Origin of the sequence: Ensifer sp. ENS10 (assembly GCF_014852025.1) — a bacterium.
Classification (GTDB): domain Bacteria; phylum Pseudomonadota; class Alphaproteobacteria; order Rhizobiales; family Rhizobiaceae; genus Ensifer.
In genome coordinates this window covers 177,311-194,961 of the sequence record NZ_JACVAS010000008.1, presented here as the reverse complement: position 1 = coordinate 194,961, position 17,651 = coordinate 177,311, and the positions used below count along the sequence as shown (strand labels likewise).

Here is a 17,651-nt window from a genome sequence, read left to right as displayed (position 1 = left end):
TGAGGGCAGGCTTTGCCGCCCCCGATCGGAGAGAGAAGTAATGGTGTCGATTGTCCGCAAAGCGGCCCTGTGGGCCGCCGTCTCGACGAGTGTGCTGCTTGCCCCGCACGCAGTACTGGCCGAGACGATCTTCGGCGCAATGGCCAAAGCCTACGCAAACAACCCGGATCTGAACGCTGCGCGGGCGGGGCTGCGCGCCACCGACGAGAGCGTACCGATCGCCAAGTCCGGCTTTCGCCCCCAGGTGGCTGGTTTCGCCAGCGGGACGCTTTCGACCATCGACAGGGAGAGTTCCGGAACTCAGGACGTTCACCAGGGGCAGGTCGGCATCTCCATAACGCAGATGGTCTTTGATGGCTTTCAGACGCTGAACAATGTTCGCGCGGCCGAATCGAATGTGTTTGCCACCCGCGAATCGCTGCTCGCCAACGAGATGCAGATCCTGCTTTCGGCGGCGACCATCTATTCCAATATCGCCCGCGATCAGCAGCTCGTGTCGATCCGCAAGCAGAACATCGCGTTCCTTCAGGAACAGGTGAACGCCGCGAAGGCGCGGCTTGATGTGGGTGAGGGCACCCGTACGGACGTGAGCCTGGCAGAGGCTTCGCTCGCCAACGCGCAGTCGCAGCTTATCGTCGCTGTTGCGCAGCTGAAGCAGAGCGAAGCGACCTATGTGCGGATCGTCGGCGACTTGCCGAAGAACATCAAGCAGGCGTCTCCCGCATCGAAGAGCCTGCCGCGCTCGCTCGACCAGGCGGTCGCAAGCGGCCTGCGCGACCACCCGACCATTCTGGCGGCGCAGTACTCGGTTGATTCGGCCGGTTACCAGGTGAAGTCGGCTGAGGGCACGATGCTGCCCGGCGTGACGCTTCAGGGACAGGTCGGCCGCACCACTGGCAATGTCGGTGATGGCATCGACAGCAACACATCGAGCATCACTGCTCGCCTCGAAGTCCCGATCTATCAGGGCGGCCTCGAATACGGCCAGATCCGGCAGGCGAAGGAACGCCTGGGGCAGCAGCGCATTCTGGTTGATTCGGCGCGAGCATCGATTCAGGAAACGATTGTTTCGGCCTACGCACAGCTCGAAGCAGCGATCGCGCGTATTTCCGCCAACAAGGCGCAGATCTCTGCCGCCAAGCTGGCACTGGATGGCGTCATTGAAGAGCGCAAAGTCGGCCAGCGCACGACCCTCGACGTTCTCGATTCGCAGCAGGACGTGCTGCAGGCGCAGGAACTCCTGGCGCTTGCGCAGCGCGATGCGGTCGTCGCGAGCTATACCTTGCTTGCAGCCTCCGCGAGGCTGACCGTGAAGAGCCAGGGTCTGCAGGTGGCCGAATATCGCGCCGAAGAACATTACGAGGCGGTCAAGGATAAATGGTTCGGTCTTCGAACTGTCGACGGTCGCTAAAGAAAACGCCCCGGTCTCCCCGGGGCGTTTCTATTTTTCCCCCTGAAAACAAATCTGTGCAAGGATCTGAGTGGCTGATTCGTGGCGTATGTTTCGTCCGCGAACTCACATAAGGTTTGTCGGAAATCGGCGCATGTCCTGTTTTGAAACACATGCCGGCCGCGTCAAACGGGGATAGAAATGGCACAGCTCAATGTCGCGCGTGAACCTTCGATGGATGAGATCCTGGCATCCATTCGCAAGATCATCGAGAGCAATGAGCCTGGGCAGGCCGGGCTTTCGCCGCAGGAGCATTTCGAGGACGAGGCGGGTGACGAGATCGAGCTGACGATCGACAGCGAGATCGAGACCGTAGCCTTCGGGCGGCGCGAGGAATCTGCCGAAACATCGAGGCCCGCCCCCGCGGCTCCTGCCGTAGAGCTTTCCATCGTCTCGTCCGAGGCCAGCGCGTCGGTTGCACAGCCGCCGCTTTCGCTGGCTGATGTCGCAGCACGCGTTCGTGCGGCTTCGGAGCGTCACGCAACGGGGTTTGCCCCGCGCGAAACGCAGCCAGTCGCGCCAGCGCCGGCGATCCAGGACAGCCCCGTCGTAACGTCGCGCATGGCCGCGGTATCAGCGCCCAAGGCTCCGGCCGTTCAGTCGATCGTGGCCCCAGAAACACACGAGGATGCGGAAGCCGTCGCTGCCCCAGAGCCATCGGAGCGTCGCGACAGCGTCGAATCGCCAGCGCCGGCGCCGGCGCCCGTGATCGACACGGTGGCCCCCGAGAAGGCGATCGCAGCCATCGTCTCTCCGGAAGTCGGCCGGAAGGTCGCGCAGTCCTTCGACAACCTCGCTCTCGCGGTCGATCAGGGCGCAAGGCGCTCGTTCGACGAAATCGCCCAGGAAATGCTGCGGCCGATGCTACAGGAATGGCTGGACGACAATCTGCCGACACTCGTCGAACGGCTGGTTCGCGAGGAAATCGAGCGTGTTGCCCGCGGGCCGCGTCGCTGAAATTCAGATCTTTTGATGCGTGGGGCCGCGGCGACCGTCGCGGCTTTTTGCGTTCGTGTTGACTTGCACCGGCCGTTCCGGTTTACAAGACACAGACATCACTCTCCAAAATTGGCTCCAAAATGCTTGATAAGACCTACGATTCCGCATCCGTCGACCCACGTATCGCCAAGAAGTGGGACGAAGAAAACGCGTTTCGTGCAGGCGCGGGTGCCAAGCCCGGCGCCGATAGCTTCTGCATCGTGATCCCGCCGCCGAACGTAACCGGTTCGCTGCACATGGGCCACGCGCTCAACAACACGCTTCAGGACGTCATGGTTCGCTTCGAGCGCATGCGCGGCAAGGACGTGCTGTGGCAGCCGGGCATGGACCATGCCGGTATTGCGACCCAGATGGTCGTCGAGCGCAAGCTGATGGAAACCCAGCAGCACCGTCGGCAGATGGGGCGCGAGGCCTTCATTGAGAAGGTCTGGGAGTGGAAGGCCGAATCCGGCGGCTTGATCTTCAATCAGTTGAAGCGGCTCGGCGCATCCTGCGACTGGTCGCGTGAACGCTTCACCATGGACGACGGCCTCTCGGAAGCCGTTCTGGAGGTCTTCGTCTCGCTCTACAAGGAAGGGCTGATCTACAAGGACAAGCGCCTGGTCAACTGGGACCCGAAGCTTCTGACGGCGATTTCCGATCTGGAGGTCGAGCAGCACGAGATCAACGGCAATCTCTGGTATCTGCGCTATCCGCTCGAACCGGGTGTCACCTATGAACATCCGGTTGCCTTCAATGAGGAAGGCAAGGCGACCGAATGGGAGAAGCGCGACTATCTGGTCGTCGCGACCACCCGCCCGGAAACGATGCTCGGGGACAGCGGCATTGCCGTCAACCCGGACGACGAGCGCTATAAACCGCTCCTCGGCAAGCATGTCATCCTGCCGATCGTCGGCCGGCGCATTCCGGTTGTCGCCGACAGCTATGCGGATCCGACGGCCGGCACCGGCGCGGTGAAGATCACGCCTGCGCACGACTTCAACGACTTCGACGTCGGCAAGCGCGCAGGCCTCAGCGCGATCAACGTCATGACGATCGAAGGTCGCATCACCATCAAGGACAACGAGGAGTTCCTCGAAGGGCTTTCCGATCCGGCAGCCCTGCATGGTGCGTGGGACGAACTCGAAGGCAAGGACCGCTTCGAGGCGCGCAAGATCATCGTCCGCATCTTCGAAGAGGCTGGCCTGCTCGACAAGATCGAGCCGCACAAGCACATGGTCCCCCATGGCGACCGTGGCGGCGTGCCGATCGAGCCGCGCCTGACGGAACAATGGTACGTCGACGCCAAGACGCTCGCGAAGCCTGCGATTGCCGCCGTCAAGGAAGGCCGGACGAACTTCGTTCCGAAGAACTGGGAAAAGACCTACTTCGAGTGGATGGAAAACATCCAGCCCTGGTGCGTCTCGCGCCAGCTCTGGTGGGGGCATCAGATCCCGGCCTGGTACGGCCCGGATGGTCAGGTCTTCGTCGAGAAGACCGAGGAAGAGGCGCTGCACGCCGCGATCCAGCACTATCTCGCGCATGAAGGCCCGATGAAGGCCTATGTCGAGGACCTGCTCGAAAACTTCAAGCCGGGCGAAATCCTGACTCGCGACGAAGACGTGCTCGACACCTGGTTCTCGTCGGCGCTCTGGCCGTTCTCCACGCTCGGCTGGCCGAACGAGACGCCGGAACTGGAGAAGTACTATCAGACCGACGTCCTGGTGACAGGCTTCGACATCATCTTCTTCTGGGTCGCCCGCATGATGATGATGGGCCTGCACTTCATGAAGGATGCCGACGGCACCCCGGTCGAGCCGTTCCATACGGTCTACGTCCATGCGCTCGTTCGCGACAAGAACGGCCAGAAGATGTCGAAGTCGAAGGGCAACGTCATCGACCCGCTCGAACTTATCGACGAATATGGGGCCGACGCACTGCGCTTCACGCTGGCGATCATGGCTGCCCAGGGCCGCGACGTGAAGCTCGATCCCGCCCGCATCGCCGGTTATCGCAACTTCGGCACGAAGCTCTGGAACGCGACGCGTTTTGCCCAGATGAACGGCGTGGTCGACAGCGACGGTTTCATCCCCGAAGCCGCGTCGCTTACCATCAACCGCTGGATCCTGACGGAGCTTTCGCGCACCATCCGCGACGTCACCGAGGCGATCGAGGCCTATCGTTTCAACGAAGCCGCCGGCAGTCTCTATCGTTTCGTCTGGAACCAGTTCTGCGATTGGTATCTCGAACTGCTGAAGCCGGTCTTCAACGGCGAGGACGAGGCGGCCAAGCGCGAGTCGCAGGCCTGCGTCGCCTATGTTCTCGATGAGATCTACAAGCTGCTGCACCCGTTCATGCCGTTCATGACCGAGGAGCTCTGGGGGCAGACGGCAGGCGAGGGCCGTGAACGCGAGACGCTGCTCTGCCACGCCGAATGGCCGGCGGCTTCCTATGCCGATGATGCGGCCGCCGACGAGATCAACTGGCTGATCGACCTCGTTTCGGGCATCCGCTCCGTCCGCTCGGAGATGAATGTTCCCCCGGCAGCAACCGCGCCGCTGATTGTCGTCGGTGCGAACAATCTGACGCGCGAACGCCTGCAGCAGCATGCTCCGGCAATCGCGCGCCTGGCGCGTGTCGAACACATCGACTATGCGACTGTCGCCCCGCGCGGCAGTGCCCAGATCGTTGTGGGTGAGGCGACCGCGTGCCTCCCGCTTGGCAACCTGATCGATCTCTCCGCCGAGAAGTCGCGCCTGGAGAAGGCGATCGCCAAGGTGGATGCGGAGCGCGAGCGTATTCTTGGCAAATTGGCCAATGAAAAGTTCGTCGCGAACGCAAAACCGGAACTGGTGGAAGCGGAGCGTGAGCGCCTGGTGGAACTCGATCTTCAGAAAGATTCGCTTGGCGTCGCGCTCACGCGCGTGGCGGAAGCCGGTTAGGAAGCACGCTAAGGGTGCAACCGCCCACAGGGTTGATCGGCCAAGGAAGTCAAAATCCGCGACAGGTCCGTCGCGGATTTTTTATTTTAGTATGATTTTATATACTTGCCGGGGCGCGCTTCGCGATCGAATCGCTGAGCTGAATACTGTCGGCCGTTCACGAAATCGCTTGGCATGGGCAGGCGGAGTTTCAACGGCCATTTTTGTTGATCTTCAGCAAAAACCAATATTGTTGTCTCCACGACACAGCTTTCGCGAGTGTTGGAAGTTTTTCCTATTTTATTGGGTTATTTACCTATTTTCCGGAATATCATTTCGGAAATGCGCGAATGTGTCTAAATCATGAGAATCTTACGTAAATTATGTGACGCATAGTGCCGCACCGCCTCTGCATCTGGCATTTGCGATTTCACATGTTCGTGAGAATACTTCCGCCATACGCGGCATGAGGTGGAATGTCGCAGATTGCAGTGCAGGGGAGGAGCTTGATGGCTCACATGAATTTTAAGCGTGGCGTCCTGACGGTGGCGGCTGGTTTGCTGGTTGCGTCGGCGGCCCACGCCGGCGGTCTTGAGCGCGGTGGTTACAACATCGATCTGCTGTTCGACCCGTCGGACTACGCCGGCGAAGCTTCGGCGACCTACGTCAATCCGCAGCGCGAACTGAAGAATGTCAGAGACACGGATACGACGTCTGCGGTTTTCCCGTTTAATGGAACGGGGCCGGGTGCTGGCGGTGGTAACTTGAATTCCCGACCGAATACCGCCGACGATACCGAGAGCTATTGGGTTCCGCGCGTTGGGGTCAAAGCGCGCTTTGCTGACGATATCGACTGTATGGCCGACTATTCACAGCCCTGGGGTGCGCATACCAACCCGGGCCTCAACTGGGCCGGTGCAAACAACAACGTCGAGACGAAGGTCGAAAGCGACAACTACGCCGCAACCTGCTCCTATAAATGGGACGTCGGCCAAGGTCAGTTCCGCATCATCGGCGGCGTCTTCTACCAAGAGGTCAGCGGCTTCAAGGAGCGGTTGGTTCAGGATTTCACGGGCGTGCCACCGGTATTGGCCGCCGGGCGTACCGGCATCGGTCGGCTGGATCTCGAGGGGGATGGTTGGGGCTGGCGCGCTGGCGTCGGCTACGAAATTCCTGAATACGCAGTGCGGGCGAGCCTCGTCTACAACAGTGCCGTGGACCTCGACAACCTTGCGGGAACGATCGACCTGCGTGACGTTCGCGGGCCGACTCCGGTTAACTTCTATGGGGTCTCAGGCTTTGCATCGATGCCGGATTCACTCGAATTGAAGATTCAGTCCGGTATTGCGCCCGACTGGGTCGCCTTCGGCTCGGTCAAATGGACGGATTGGAGCCAACTCCAGGTTCTCAAGTTTTGCCCTTCGTCGGGCGGAACCCTGGCTCAGCCCTGCACCTCGCTTGACCTGCTTTATCGAGACGGCTGGACGATTTCAGGCGGCTTTGGTCACAAGTTCAACGATCAGTGGAACGGCGCTGTTAGCCTGACCTGGGACCGCGGTACCAGCCACGGCTATGGCACTCAGTCCGATACTTGGTCGCTTGGCTCGGGTGTATCCTATTCGCCAAACAAGAATATCGAGCTTCGACTGGCTGGTGCAGTGGGCATCCTGACGAGCGGCAGTTCGGGCCCCGTTAACTTCGACGGGCAGGTTATCGGCGGCGATGTGTCCTACGACTACGGTAACGATTTCTTCGGCGCCATATCGACGTCCCTTAAGGTCAAGTTCTGATCCTTCGCCAATCTGAGTGTTTGGGCCCGGTTTCGACCGGGCCTTTCTTTTTGATGTGGAACTGTTCGCTGTTGCCTTTGCACCGTTCGCTAATGTGACGATTCAGCAACACATTTAATGCTAGAGTTTGCTAGCATCGGACTCGTCCCGGCTATGTCCATTTCCCGCCACAAACAGGGAGCAGCGATAGTAGGGACAAAGCTGCAACCGTGAAAACGAAACCTGCGGCGTTTGGTGTGAAGTGAAACTTGGACCGTCGATGTTCATGTCAGATGTGGCCTTCGGCACTTTTGTGCAAGTGGTCGACTGAAATGGTCTTTTCGGTGCATGTGTCGAAGTTTCGTTCTGGAATGGTGCGTCGATGTTCTCGGCGGAATTGGTGAAGTTTTGGGCGGCGACGGGTCGTCCGGGCGTTTGTGTTTGCAGCGGTGATGAGTTCGGCGTGGCCGGCTGGAACGGAAGAATTAGACTGTGATGCTTGCGGGTGAACTGAAGTCACTGAAGGTTGCGATACTCGGCGTGTCGCTGGCGGTCTGCGGGACCAGCACCATGCCGGCCCTTGCCTTTGATCCGGGGGCAGGCGTCACGAAGGAATCCGGTCCCTTCGCGCTCTTCAAGTTCGGTTTCTCCGCTTACAAGAACGGCCGCAAGGACGAGGCCGTCGAGGCCTACAAATACGCTGCGGAGAAGGGGCATACCGGCTCCCGCTGGGCTCTGGCCAACATGTATGCCTATGGCGACGGTGTCGCCGAAAACGACCTCGAGGCCTTCAAGATCTACAGCGAGATCGCCCAGCAGGGTGTGGAGCCGGGTTCTGAGGATACCGGCTATTTCGTCAACGCGTTGATCTCTCTTGCCGGCTACTACCGACGCGGCATTCCCGACAGCCCGATCCAGTCGGATATGGCCCAGGCGCGGCAGCTCTATTTCCAGGCGGCGTCGACCTTTGGTGTCGCTGAGGCGCAGTTCCAGCTTGCGCGCATGCTGCTGTCGGGCGAGGGCGGTAGCGTCAACGTTCAGCAAGCCAAGAAGTGGCTCAACCGTGCCCGCAAGAGCGGCCATGCCGGTGCCATGGGTGTCTTCGGCAACGTAATCTTCCAGGAAGGCCAGACCATTCGCGGTCTCGCCTATATGACCGCCGCGCTCGACCAGTGTTCGCCGAAGGATCGGCCCTGGCTCCAGTCGATGCAGGAGCAGGCGTTCTCGCTTGCCACCGAAGATGATCGCCGTACGGCGATCTCGCTGTCACAGAACCTGCATATGCAGGTCGACGACGACTGAGTTCACCGCACGGCTACCCCTCAGCCAGCACCGAATAGCCGAACGGCAGATCCGCACCTCAGGCGGCCGCGAAAGCAAACTCGCCGATAACAGGAACGTGGTCCGAGGGCTTTTCCCAGGCGCGAACATGTTTGTCGATCGACGTCGAAACCAGTCGATCGGCTGCCTCCGGCGACAGCATCAGATGGTCGATGCGAATGCCGAAATTCTTCGGCCAGCAGCCGGCCTGATAATCCCAGAACGTATAGAGCGGCACCGCGTCTGAGGTGGCCCGCACCGCGTCGGTGAAACCGAGATTGCGCAGGCGCCGATAGGCCGCGCGCGTCTCCGGCAGGAAAAGTGCGTCGTTCTGCCAGACTTTGATGTCCCAGCAGTCGTGCTCCTCCGGGATGACGTTGTAGTCGCCTGCCAGGATGAAGGGCTCTTCGAGCAGAAGGCGCTGCTCGGCATAGGCGGTCAGCCGGCGCATCCAGGCGAGCTTATAGGGGTACTTCTCACTATCGACGGGATTGCCGTTCGGCAGGTAGAGCGAGCAGACACGGATCACGCCGCCGGCAACCGAGAACACGCCTTCGATGAAACGCGACTGCTCATCGGAGTCGTCGCCCGGCAGGCCGCGGTTGACTTCGTCCGGACGCAGCTTGGAGAGCAGGGCGACGCCGTTGAAGCCCTTCTGGCCGTGGGTCTCGACATGATAGCCGAGGGCTTCGATCTCCAGACGAGGAAAGCCGTCGTCGACAGACTTGATCTCCTGCAGGCAGACGATGTCCGGATTGGCTTCCTTCAGCCATGCCAACAGGCTGTCGATTCGCGCCTTGACGCCATTGATGTTCCAGGTGGCAATCTTCATGGCTCGAAACGCCCTTCCATACAGGTGAGTCCTTGCGGCGGGACTCTTCTAGCCGCTCCGGATTCTTTTGACAAATCCGATACCTGCGGACTTTCAGCGCTGGGCAGAGCTGCAACGACGACGGGCGACGCCGCGCGCAGTTTATATACGGTATAGGTGCGGCTGCTTGAATTGATTCCGATCCATGGCCGGCTATAGTCCGGCGCATGATCGATCTCGTGCAGAACTACTGGCCGCATATCCTGGCGCTGCTGTCCTTCGCGCTTGGCATCCCGGCTGCCATTCACGCCGCCATGACCAAGGACGACGTTCGCGCCGCCGCAGGTTGGGTCGGTGTCGTTCTGCTCTCGCCGATCGTCGGGGCATTGCTCTATGCCGTTGCCGGCATCAACCGTATCCGCCGCTCCTCGATCGGCTCGCAACGCGCACTGCTGCGCGGGCAAGGCCCCGATCAGTTCGGCAGGTTCGATATCTCTGAAACAGATATTGCCGGAAGTTTCGGGAATCGTTTTGCCGCGATGAAAATCCTCGGCGACCGTGTTTCCCGGCACCGCATGTGTTCCGGCAACGGCATCGAGGTGCTGGCCGGCGGGGATGCTGCCTATGAGGCCATGCTGGTGGCCATTGCCGGTGCGCAGCGCAGCATCCTGATAGAGAGCTATATCTTCGATCGCGACGTGGTCGGCCTTCGCTTTTCCGACGCCTTGATCGCCGCGATCGCGCGTGGCGTCCAGGTGCGCGTACTGATCGACGCAGTCGGCGCGCGCTACTCCGTCCCCAGCATTGTCGGTCATCTGAAGACGGCCGGCGTTCCGACGGCCGTCTTCAACGGCAATATCATCATGGGGCTGAGGTTGCCCTATGCCAATCTGCGCACGCACCGAAAGATTCTCGTGGTCGACGGCCGCGTCGCCTTTGCCGGCGGCATGAACATCCGGGCGGGCTTTAGCAGCGAGATTGCCGGCGAGGAGCCGGCCCTCGACACGCACTTTCGGGTAACGGGCCCGGTGGTCGCCGACATCTTTCAGGTCGCCGCCGAGGACTGGCAGTTTTCCAGCGGGGAGATGCTGACGGGCGGTGCCTGGGCGCTCGAAGAAATGCCTTTGCCGGCAGAAACGTCTTCTGTGCTGATGCGCGCCATACCCTCAGGGCCGGACGCCACGAACGAAACCAATCACAAGATGCTGATGGGGGCGTTCTCGGTGGCGCGCAAGAACATCCGCCTGATGTCGCCCTATTTCCTTCCGGACCGCGAACTGATCAGCGCCTTGGTGACCGCGGCGCGCCGGGGCGTCGAGGTCGACATCATCGTGCCGGCGGTCAACAATCTGCTTCTGGTCGATCGCGCAATGACCGCCCAGTTCGATCAGGTATTGAAAGGTCATTGTCGGGTCTGGCGCGCCGAGGGCGCCTTCAACCATTCGAAGCTTCTGATCGTGGACGAGCGCTGGGCCTATGTTGGGTCGACCAATCTCGATCCGCGTTCCCTGCGTCTCAACTTCGAGTTCGATCTCGAAGTGCTGGACGATGGTTTCGCCCATACGATCGGCGGCATGATATCGGATGTGCTGGCTTCGGCCGAACCGGTCACGCTCGAGGCCTTGCGCGCCAAGCCACTTATCGACCGGCTGGCGAACCGTGTGCTTTGGCTGGGGTCGCCGTATCTCTGACGGCGACCGCAGGCAGGCCAGGTGGCCGTTGGCTCAGATGGAAAAACTCGTTCCGCATCCGCAGCTTGCGACCGCATTCGGATTCTTGATCTGAAACGACTGGCCGAGCAGGTTGTCGACGAAGTCGATCTCTGAGCCGCCCATATAGACGAGCGACAGGCTGTCGATCAGCACCTTGGCGTCGTTCTTCTCCAGCACCAGATCGTCGTCGTTGGCGCTGTCGACCAGGTCGAACTTATAGGAGAATCCCGAGCAGCCGCCGCCTTCGACGGACACCCGCATCGCGTTGTTGTGACTGTCCGAACGAAGGATCGTGGCGATCCGCTTTGCAGCAGCGTCCGAAAGGGTCACGGTTTCTTGCGTCATATCTGCCTCCTGCCGGGGTCAAGAACCGGAGAGATTTGATTGTCGTTTGCAGCACCGCCTCGGCCAACGCCGGAGGTCGTTTCAACCCCCGCGGCCAAGCCGTTGCTTTCGCTTGCGGAATCGGTCGATGCTTGCGCGACGCGTTTCCGTGGCTTTCACTATAGGTATGAAGGCTTCAATGTCCCGTCAATGGGATGACGATTTGGGTGGAAAATGACATTCGACAAAAATGCGCTGGGCTTCGGTTATGGTGAACACGCGCCGTTCGCGTCGAACCCCTGGGCGACGCGCGGCAGGCTCTATCCGGAAGCGTCGAGCGCGACACGTTCGGATTTCCAGCGCGATCGCGATCGCATCGTCCACACGACGGCCTTTCGCCGGCTGAAGCACAAGACACAGGTCTTCATCGCTGCCGACGGCGACCACTATCGGACGCGGCTGACGCACACGATCGAAGTGGCGCAGATCGCCCGCGCCCTGGCGCGTGCCCTCAAGCTCGACGAGGACCTCGCCGAAGGCGTCGCCCTCGTTCACGATTTCGGTCACACGCCGTTCGGCCATACGGGCGAGGACGCCCTGCACGAGATGCTGAAGCCCCATGGCGGCTTCGACCACAATGCCCAGTCGCTGCGCATCGTCACCAAACTCGAGCGGCGCTACGCCGAGTTCGACGGGCTGAACCTGACCTGGGAGAGTCTTGAGGGGCTGGTCAAACACAATGGGCCGTTGCTCACGCCCGACGGGCAGGGCACGCGTGGACCGGTCCCTCAGCCGATCCTGGACTACTGTGCTCTTCACGATCTGGAACTGGCGAGTTACGCGAGCCTGGAGGCGCAGGTCGCGGCCATCGCCGACGATATCGCCTACAACACCCATGATATCGATGACGGCCTGCGGGCCGGCTACCTGACCTTCGAAATGCTGGAAGACGTGCCGTTCCTTGCCCGTCTGATGCGCGAGGTTCACGATCGCTATCCCGGTCTTGAAAGCAGCCGCTTCACGCACGAAATCATGCGCCGTCAGATCACGGCAATGGTCGAGGACGTGATCGGCGTCGCCCAGCAGCGTATCGCGGACATTCGCCCCGAGAGCGTAGCCGAGGTACGTCAGGCGGGTACGGTCATGGCGACGTTCTCCGAGGAGATGAGCGAGACGGACAAGCAGATCAAGCGTCTGCTGATGACCCGGATCTATCGCCACCCGGAAGTGATGCGGGTGCGGGAAGGTGCGGCGTCGATCGTCTGCGATCTCTATCATGCCTTCATGGACGACCCACAATTGATGCGGGAGCACTATTGGATCGATCAGATCTCGGGCATGGCCGAACCGGCGAGGGCCCGTCATGTCGGCGACTATCTGGCCGGCATGACCGATACCTTCGCGATCAGCGTGCACAAGCGCTTGTTTGACCACACGCCGGATTTGCGGTAGGGACGCCCCGCCCGGAGGCTTACGGTTCAAGCGAACCGAGCCTCCTTTTTGAGTTTTGCGCCGGCCACATGTGGTCGGGAAAAGCGGACGGATCAGATGAATCTCTTCACGGACTTCGAATCAAGAATTAAGGACATTCTCGAAACGCTTGACAGCGTTCGAGAAAAGCGATCCGAGCTTGACTTCGGCCGTGTCAATGTCGAGCCGCCGCGCGATCCAAGCCACGGTGATGTCGCGACCAATGCCGCCATGGTACTGGCCAAGCCCCTCGGCCTGAACCCGCGGGCGCTCGCTGAACTCATCGTTGAGAAGCTCAAGCAGGATCCGGAAGTCACCGAAGTGACCGTTGCCGGTCCGGGCTTCATCAACGTCCGGCTTTCGGTTTCCTATTGGCAGAAGCTGCTGTCGAACATGGTGCGCACCGGCCCCGACTATGGTCGCAGCACCGTCGGTTCGGGCCGCAAGGTCAACGTCGAATATGTCTCGGCCAACCCGACGGGGCCGATGCATGTCGGCCATTGCCGCGGCGCCGTGGTCGGCGACGCGCTTGCCAACCTTTTGGCCTTTGCCGGTTATGCGGTGACCAAGGAATACTACATCAACGACGCCGGGTCGCAGATCGACGTTCTCGCACGTTCTGCCTTCATGCGGTATCGCCAGGCGCTTGGTGAAGACATCGGCGAAATCCCGCCGGGTCTTTATCCGGGTGATTATCTCGTCCCGGTTGGCGAAGCGCTCGCCGATGAATTCGGCACGAGCCTGCGCCTGATGCCCGAAGACAAGTGGATGCCGCTCGTCAAGGACCGGACGATCGATGCCATGATGGTGATGATCCGAGAGGATCTCGCGGCGTTGAACGTCACTCACGACGTCTTCTTCTCCGAACGCACGCTTCACGCCAATGGGGCGGCTGCGATTCGTACGGCAATCAACGACCTGACCTTCAAGGGGCACGTCTACAAGGGTACGTTGCCGCCGCCGAAGGGGCAGCTCCCGGAGGATTGGGAAGATCGCGAGCAGACGCTGTTCCGCTCGACGGAGGTCGGTGACGATATCGACCGGCCGCTGATCAAGTCGGATGGAAGCTACACCTACTTCGCCGCCGACGTTGCCTACTTCAAGGACAAGTTCGACCGCGGCTTCGACGAGATGATCTATGTGCTGGGCGCCGACCACGGCGGTTACGTCAAGCGGCTTGAGGCGCTGGCACGCGCCGTGTCAGGCGGTTCGTCGAAACTTACGGTTCTGCTCTGCCAACTGGTGAAGCTCTTCCGCGACGGTGAGCCGGTGAAGATGTCGAAGCGCTCCGGCGATTTCGTCACGCTGCGCGAAGTCGTCGATGAAGTCGGCCGTGATCCGGTTCGTTTCATGATGATCTACCGGAAGAATTCCGAGCCGCTCGACTTCGACTTTGCCAAGGTTACAGAACAGTCCAAGGATAATCCGGTCTTTTACGTGCAGTATGCGCATGCGCGTTGCCGGTCTGTGTTCCGCCAGGCGGCGGACGCGTTCCCGGATCTGGACATCGAATCGCTTGATTTCGCCGGTGCGGTTCAGGGGCAGATCGAGGATCCGACGGAGCTTCAGCTCGTTGCCAAGCTCGCAGAATATCCGCGCGTGATCGAGGCCGCGGCACTGGCTCAGGAGCCGCATCGCATCGCGTTTTACCTGTACGATCTTGCCGCTGCCTTCCACGGACACTGGAACAAAGGTAAAGAGAATCCGGAATTACGTTTTGTTAACGATAAAAATAGACAATTAAGTACTGCCAGACTCGGGCTGGTGCATGCTGTCGCTTCGGTATTGAAGTCCGGCCTGTCTATTACAGGCACCTCCGCACCGGAGGAAATGCGATAAGTATTGTCACCATTTTCCCACAATGCACTGGCACATAAATACAGGCAATTGTGAGTGGAGAGCATGGCAGACAAACAATTCGCACGAAGCGGGCCGGCTGAATTCGATGTATTGGCAGACGATGATCCGTTGGCCGAACTCGCCCGGATCGTCGGTTACGATGCCCGTTCGGCCGTACAGCAATTGCAAGAGTTGCAGCGACATCAGGAGGCGGTCCGTCAGGAACCCGCCTTCGATCTCGAAGACGAACTCCTTCGCGCTTTCGACAGCTACGATGCACCCCGTGCTGGGCAGCAGCCTGTTGTGGAGCCGGCTTCGGCGCCGCAGCCGGTCGAAGAGGCCCGGATCGAGCCGGTAGCCGAATTCGCGGAAGAGTACGAGGCGCCGATATTCCGTCAGCCCGAGCCGGTCGCAGCACCGGCCGCTGTCGCCGAAGAGGAACCGGAGCAGGTTGTCGAGGTGCAGTCGTTCTCGGCCGCCCCTCAGGGTGCCGAAGTCGATAGCGCGGAATTCGTCGCCGACGAGCCGGCGTTCGACCTGGAGCGCGAGCTCGAACTGTCGCTCGGCGAAGCCGATCTGTTGCCGTTCGAAGAAGAGCCGGTATCTGAGGCGAAGGAACAGGTAGTCGACGACTGGCAGGCACCGGCCGCAGAATTGTCGACGGCTTGGTCCGAGCCCGCTGCTGTCCCCGAGCCGTTCCCGGTTTACGACGAGCCGAGCCTTGAGGTCGCCAACCTTGATGCTACTAGCCTCGACGTCGTTCCTGAGGACCGCGCGGACGAGACCGTATACGTGAGCGAGACAATCCCGGAAGAGCCCGCTGGCCATGACACTGCCCGCGACGATCTTCTTGCGGATATCGAGCGCTTCCCGGTTCCGCCGGTGACCGCCGTGGTTGCCGCTGCCGTGCAGTCTCATCCTGCCCTTCACGCCACGCAACAGCCGGTCGTTGCTCCCGCCGCCGCCCCGGTAAACACGGTTGCGACGCCGGCGAAGAAGAGCCCCTATCCCTTTACGCCGACCTTCAGCCGGGCGACGCCCGTTGCTTCGCCCTCGGGCGCCAGCCAGCAGCGCGCCTTCGCCGGTCCGCTCGTGACACAGGCAGCGCCTGTTGCGGCAGCTGCCGCAGTCGCCACTCCTGCCGTTACGCCGGTGGTCGAGGCTGCCCAGCCGGTCCAGCCGGTCCAGCCCGTTGCAGAACCGGAGAACGAGCCGGGCTTCGACATCGAGAACTTCGAAATGGAGCTCTCCGATGCCGCACTGAAGCTCGATCTTGCGGACCTCGGGCCGACCGAACCGATTGCCGTCGCACCTGCGGTCGTGCCGCAGGCTGCTGCGCAGCCGGTCATCGAAGCGGTTGCTCCGCAGCGTGAACCGGAACGTTCCGTCGAGACCTTCGTGGCTCCGGCCCCGGTGGAGCAGCAGGACGTGCAGCCTGAAAGCACGCTGCCCTTCGATCCCTCGATGATCGCCGACGCCGAGAATGGCGTTGCGCCGATCGCCGACATGGACGTGCCGCAACTGCCCGTCATCGAAACGGAAAAGCCGGTCGCCTATCCGGCAGACTACGACCTCGATATCGACGCGGAAATGGCGCAGCTGTTCGGCACGCCGGCTCCGGCCGCCAAGGATGCCCGTCCGGCCGCGGTTGAAAAGGCCGAGGCGGCTCGTCCGGCCCCGGCAGCAAATGCAAATCCGTCGTTCGGAGGCGGCGCGCTCGACGATTTCGACGAATTCGAGAAGGCGATGGAAGAGGACTTCCGCCGCTCCATCACCGAACGTAAGTCCCCGACGCGTGATGCCGAGCGGGTTTCCCCGGTGCAGAGCCAGGACGATGCGGGCGACTATCACGACTACGGCTCGGGTCGGCGATCGCAGCGCACGATGCTGCTTGCGGCAAGCGTTGCTGGCGTCATCATTCTCGGTGGTGCGGCTGTCTACGCCTGGATGGGCGGCAGTGGTGCGGTAACCTCTGCCGAGGGTCCCAAGATCATTCTCGCCGACAAGGGACCGGTTAAGGTCGTGCCGGAAGAAAAGGGCGGCAAGACCGTACCGAACCAGGATAAGGCCGTTTACGATCGCGTCGCTGGAGCCCAAGCCGGAGCGCCGCAGCAGGAAGCATTGGTTTCTTCGACCGAAGAGCCGATGGACGTCGTTCAGAAGACGCTGACGCCGGAAACGCTGCCGCTCGAAGGCAGCGACGACTCGGACGGCGTGCAGGCCAACCTGCCGGCGGATGACGAGGACGGCGCTCGCTTGCTGCCGGATGGCGGCGCCCAGACTGCCGCTCAGGAAGAAGACAAGGCACCGGCCGTTGCACCGCGCAAAGTGCGCACAATGATCGTCAAGCCGGATGGCACGCTGGTTGCTCGTGAAGAGCCGGTTGCCGCACCGGCGACCGATGTCGCCGGTGCGACGCAGCCGCTGCCGGAAGCGGCCTCGAAGGAAGTCGCTTCGGCTGATGTCACTGCTGCCGGTCAGGCATCGGCCAATGTCGATCAGGTGGCGCTTGCCGCAACGGGCAATGCCGATATCGAACAGGTTCCGGTTCGCAGCGTGACGACGACGGCAACAGGCGACAAGGCGCCGACGCCGCAGGCGCGTCCGGTCGAGCAGCCGGCTAAAGTTGCCGGCACTGCTACCGAGCGCGGCAACGTGCGTCCGGCCGAAGAGCAGGCGGTTGCCACTGCAGAAGCCCAGCCGGCGCAGCAGGTTGCAACCGCATCGGTTCCGACCGGCGGATACTTCATCCAGGTCGCATCCTTGCCGTCCGAAGCCGAAGCACAGAAGTCCTACAACAGCCTTTCCAGCAAGTTCGGCAGCGTCATTGGCGGCCGTGGCGTCGATATCCGCAAGGCGGAGATCGCCGGCAAGGGCACCTACTATCGCGTCCGCATCCCGGCCGGCTCCAAGGAAGAGGCAAATGCCCTGTGCTCCAAGTACAAGGGCGCTGGCGGAAGCTGCCTGGTGACCAAGTAAGTCGGGCACAACGGATAGAGTTGAGGAGGGCGCGGCTCATAGGCCGCGCCCTTCGCATTTCAGGGTTTTCGTTTGCCC

Annotated in this window: 11 protein-coding genes; 9 read left to right on the top strand and 2 right to left on the bottom strand. The window is 61.3% G+C overall.

The window, feature by feature from the left end; all coding sequences use genetic code 11:
* The first annotated feature begins 40 nt into the window (after positions 1-40).
* From IB265_RS25385 to exoR, 5 genes are all read left to right on the top strand, one after another.
* Positions 41-1,411 carry a TolC family outer membrane protein gene (locus tag IB265_RS25385; RefSeq protein WP_057255789.1) on the top strand — a complete coding sequence of 457 codons (1,371 nt, stop codon included), beginning with the start codon at positions 41-43 and terminating at the stop codon, positions 1,409-1,411.
* 180 nt (positions 1,412-1,591) lie between these two features.
* Positions 1,592-2,407, top strand: coding sequence for a PopZ family protein (locus IB265_RS25380; protein ID WP_057255791.1), 816 nt, complete (start codon positions 1,592-1,594; stop codon positions 2,405-2,407).
* 122 nt (positions 2,408-2,529) lie between these two features.
* The gene (locus IB265_RS25375) at positions 2,530-5,370 is read left to right on the top strand and encodes a valine--tRNA ligase (protein WP_057255793.1); all 2,841 of its coding nucleotides are present in this window, start codon (positions 2,530-2,532) and stop codon (positions 5,368-5,370) included.
* A gap of 488 nt (positions 5,371-5,858) precedes the next feature.
* On the top strand, positions 5,859-7,139 hold the full coding sequence (locus IB265_RS25370; protein WP_192495302.1) for an OmpP1/FadL family transporter: 1,281 nt from the start codon (positions 5,859-5,861) through the stop codon (positions 7,137-7,139).
* Positions 7,140-7,613: 474 nt separating this feature from the next.
* Positions 7,614-8,420, top strand: coding sequence for an exopolysaccharide production regulator ExoR (exoR, locus tag IB265_RS25365; RefSeq protein ID WP_057255798.1), 807 nt, complete (start codon positions 7,614-7,616; stop codon positions 8,418-8,420).
* A gap of 58 nt (positions 8,421-8,478) precedes the next feature.
* On the opposite strand, the gene xth is transcribed toward exoR, so the two are convergent.
* Positions 8,479-9,270 (bottom strand): exodeoxyribonuclease III, encoded by a 792-nt coding sequence (xth, locus tag IB265_RS25360; RefSeq protein ID WP_057255799.1) that lies wholly within the window; start codon positions 9,268-9,270, stop codon positions 8,479-8,481.
* 206 nt (positions 9,271-9,476) lie between these two features.
* Between xth and IB265_RS25355 the strand changes: the two genes are divergently transcribed.
* On the top strand, positions 9,477-10,940 hold the full coding sequence (locus IB265_RS25355) for a phospholipase D-like domain-containing protein (RefSeq protein WP_192495280.1): 1,464 nt from the start codon (positions 9,477-9,479) through the stop codon (positions 10,938-10,940).
* A gap of 33 nt (positions 10,941-10,973) precedes the next feature.
* Here the strand turns inward: IB265_RS25355 and erpA are convergent, their stop codons facing one another.
* A complete protein-coding gene (gene erpA / locus IB265_RS25350) occupies positions 10,974-11,306 on the bottom strand; it encodes an iron-sulfur cluster insertion protein ErpA (RefSeq protein WP_057255803.1) in 333 nt (110 codons plus the stop codon).
* Positions 11,307-11,519: 213 nt separating this feature from the next.
* Between erpA and IB265_RS25345 the strand changes: the two genes are divergently transcribed.
* From IB265_RS25345 to IB265_RS25335, 3 genes are all read left to right on the top strand, one after another.
* Positions 11,520-12,737, top strand: a complete 1,218-nt coding sequence (locus IB265_RS25345; protein WP_057255805.1) for a deoxyguanosinetriphosphate triphosphohydrolase — start codon at positions 11,520-11,522, stop codon at positions 12,735-12,737.
* A 96-nt stretch (positions 12,738-12,833) separates the two neighbouring features.
* Positions 12,834-14,594: an arginine--tRNA ligase gene (gene argS / locus IB265_RS25340; RefSeq protein WP_057255806.1), complete on the top strand. Its 1,761-nt coding sequence runs from the start codon at positions 12,834-12,836 to the stop codon at positions 14,592-14,594.
* Between the two features lie 63 nt (positions 14,595-14,657).
* On the top strand, positions 14,658-17,573 hold the full coding sequence (locus tag IB265_RS25335; protein WP_057255808.1) for an SPOR domain-containing protein: 2,916 nt from the start codon (positions 14,658-14,660) through the stop codon (positions 17,571-17,573).
* Positions 17,574-17,651: the final 78 nt, after the last annotated feature.